At 71.5% G+C, this 2,754-nt stretch carries 3 protein-coding genes; 2 read left to right on the top strand and 1 reads right to left on the bottom strand.

Annotation, left to right across the window (positions count from 1 at the left end; all coding sequences use genetic code 11):
• Positions 1–886, top strand: an 886-nt coding sequence (locus tag AC08ON_RS05065) for a DNA-processing protein DprA (RefSeq protein WP_476616537.1), incomplete at its 5' end; no start/stop codon positions are given.
• A 15-nt stretch (positions 887–901) separates the two neighbouring features.
• Positions 902–2,059, top strand: coding sequence for a tyrosine-type recombinase/integrase (locus AC08ON_RS05060; RefSeq protein WP_476609969.1), 1,158 nt, complete (start codon positions 902–904; stop codon positions 2,057–2,059).
• Here the strand turns inward: AC08ON_RS05060 and AC08ON_RS05055 are convergent.
• Complete coding sequence (locus AC08ON_RS05055) at positions 2,044–2,463, bottom strand: M23 family metallopeptidase (protein ID WP_476616538.1); 420 nt, start codon at positions 2,461–2,463, stop codon at positions 2,044–2,046. The two genes, AC08ON_RS05060 and AC08ON_RS05055, sit on opposite strands and share 16 nt — an antisense overlap.
• Between the last annotated feature and the right edge of the window lie 291 nt (positions 2,464–2,754).

The following is a 2,754-nucleotide window of genomic DNA, read 5'->3' as shown; positions in this document are numbered from 1 at the left end:
CCGGACCGCGACCAGCTACGGGCTGCACCTCGCCGGAGAGATCGCGTTTGCGATGGCGGAACAGGGATGGGCCGTGGTGTCGGGAGCCGCGTTCGGCATTGACGCAGCGGCACATCGGGGGGCGTTGGCCGCAGCCGGACCGACGGTGGCGGTGCTCGCCGGGGGTGTTGACGTTCCCTACCCGACCGCCCATGTGGAACTGCTGGAGGAGATCGCCCGTACCGGGGCGGTAGTCAGCGAGGTGTCGCCGGGCACGCCGCCGTACCGACGCCGATTCCTCACCCGTAATCGCATCATCGCGGCTCTGTCCCGGGGGACGGTCCTGGTCGAGGCGGGCCACCGTAGCGGCGCGCTGAACACGGTTGCTCACACCCGTCGGCTCGGTCGTCCCGTCATGGTTGTTCCGGGGCCGGTGACCAGCGCCATGAGCGCAGGCTGTCACCGGCTGCTCCGGGACTTCCGTGAACAGACGGTTCTGGTCACCGGGGCCGAGGACATCAGGGAGGAAATCGCGAGTATCGGATCGCTCGTACAGCGGCCGGAGAGCGGGAATGGCCCGCGGGACGGATTGTCCGAGGCGGTGCGCGAGCTTCTCGACGCGATGCCGGCCCGCGCTGCCGTCGGGGTGTCCGTGCTGGCGCGCCGCACCGGCCTGCGCCCCGAGGCGGTGCTGGCGATGCTGGGCCCACTCGCGGTGGAGGGGCTGGTCGAGAACGTGGCGGGCGGTTACCGCCTCACGGATCTGGGCCGAGCGCCGTCGAACCCGTCCCATCCCGCAACGTCCGGTACCCAACCGGGTGCCGCCCACGGCGGGGCGGATCGTTCCCCGACGCGCAGTACCGCGGATCCGGGACCCGACGGCGAAAACCCCGACGGGGAGACCTGAGTCAGCCCGGATGCAATGTCCCCGGGTGCAGTGTCACGGACGCCGCAGCGTCTTGACGAGAACCATCGATGTTGCCACGGTCGTCTCATGGCCCTGCGAGGCGAGAGCGCCGAGGAGCCCGCCGACGGTCGGCTTCTGCCGCGGCAGCGCCCCCGAGCGACGTGTGGATCAGACGCCCTGCCAGTCGAGATCGTCGAGACACCCGAGTCCGACTGGGACGCGGCGGTCGCGGGTTTTCTCCGCCACCTCATCGCGGAGCTGGCCCGATCTCCTGAGACCGTGCGTGCCTACGCCGCCGACCTCGCCAACCTGCGCGCTCATGCGGAGCGGATGGGCTGTTCGGTCCTCGCCGACCTCGATCTGGCGCTTTTGCGGAGCTGGCTCGCTTCGATGCGCGCCGCCGGGGCGGCGCCGGCAAGCCTGGCCCGGCGCGCCTCGATGGCCCGGGTCTTCTCTTCCTATGCGGCGCGCCGTGGCTTCCTCGACACCGACGTCGCCGCACGGCTCGTGGGTAACCGTACGGTCAGAAGGGTGCCTGAGGTGCTCACCGCCGCGGCCGCGCGTCAGCTCCTTGAGAACCCTTCGCCTGATGTGTCGCCCCCGGGCACGTCGCAGCCGTCTGGGCTGCCGGACTCGACGGCAGACTCCGAGCGGGTCGTACGGCGGGCGGTGGAGCTGCGGGACGCACTCGTTCTCGAGCTTCTGTATGGCAGCGGAATCCGGGTGTCCGAGCTGTGCGGTCTTGACCTGGGGCACATTGATGACGACCGAAGGTTGCTGCGGGTCCTCGGTAAGGGCGGCAAGGAACGCAGCGTGCCGTTCGGCGTGCCGGCGGTGGCCGCCCTACGGTCCTGGAGATCAACGGGACGGCCGCGGCTGATGACCGCCCGTAGCGGGCGTGCGCTGCTCCTCGGCCTGCGCGGAGGTCGCCTCGATCCGCGCACGGTACGGCGGATTCTGACGACGAGGGTGGCGGCCGGTGTCGCTCCGGCCGGCCTGACTCCGCATGGTCTGCGGCATTCGGCGGCGACGCACATGCTGGAAGGCGGGGCCGATCTGCGCTCCGTCCAGGAATTTCTCGGCCATGCGAGTCTCGCGACCACGCAGATCTACACCCATGTGACACCGGAACGGTTGCGCGCGGCCTTCGAGCAGGCTCACCCCCGAGCCTGAGACAAGGCCGGGGACCCAGGGGAGCGATCTGCTGGGAGGAGGGGCAGGAGGCGGGGCGGAGTTCTGCGGAAGAACAGCAGGGGATCGAGGTAGTCCGTCCCGCGCAGAAGCCCCCAGTGCAGGCATGCGGCCACCGGACAGCCTGGATGGCCATCGCTCATCCAGCCGAGCAGGTCTCCGGCTCGGACCGCGGTTCCGGGGCTGATCGCCGGCGTCAGTGGTTCGTAGGTCGTGCGGAGGTCGCCATGCGTGACGGTGACGATGCCGCGGTTCGCTACGGACCCGGCGAAACTCACCACCCCGTCGGCTGCGGCGAGAACCGGGGCTGCCGGAGAGGTCTTGAGGTCGACTCCGCGATGACCGGGTCCGTAGGGCGAAGGCGGGCGTTCGAAACCGCGGCTCACCGTGACGGCCCCCGACAACGGCCATCGCAGAGCCCGGACCCCGCCGCCGTGGGCCGGCGGTGCCGCGGAGTTCTCCGGTCCGACGTCGCCGGCTGGCGGGTCCGGCTGCTCGTCCCCTTCTCCGCCGCCCAGCGGGCCAGCGGCCGGCGGGGTCACGGCCGGCCGCGTTCGTTCCCCGGCCCGGCGGGCCGCCGGGCCGGGGGGATCGTGGGGCGGAGAGCGGCCGGACGGCGGGAGTCTCCGGTCGTCGAGGTGACGAGGTCGCTTTCGGCGAGGGGGCCGGGGGCGAGG

It is taken from the genome of Frankia sp. CoWAU3 (assembly GCF_977971855.1).
The sequence above is the reverse complement of the archived record's forward strand: the minus strand, read 5'-3'. Positions and strand labels throughout refer to the sequence as shown.

What these genes read in the sequence shown, in the direction of transcription:
- AC08ON_RS05060 (WP_476609969.1), top strand. Translation starts at nt 902, where the DNA reads ATGTCCCCGGGTGCAGTGTCACGGACGCCGCAGCGTCTTGACGAGAAC.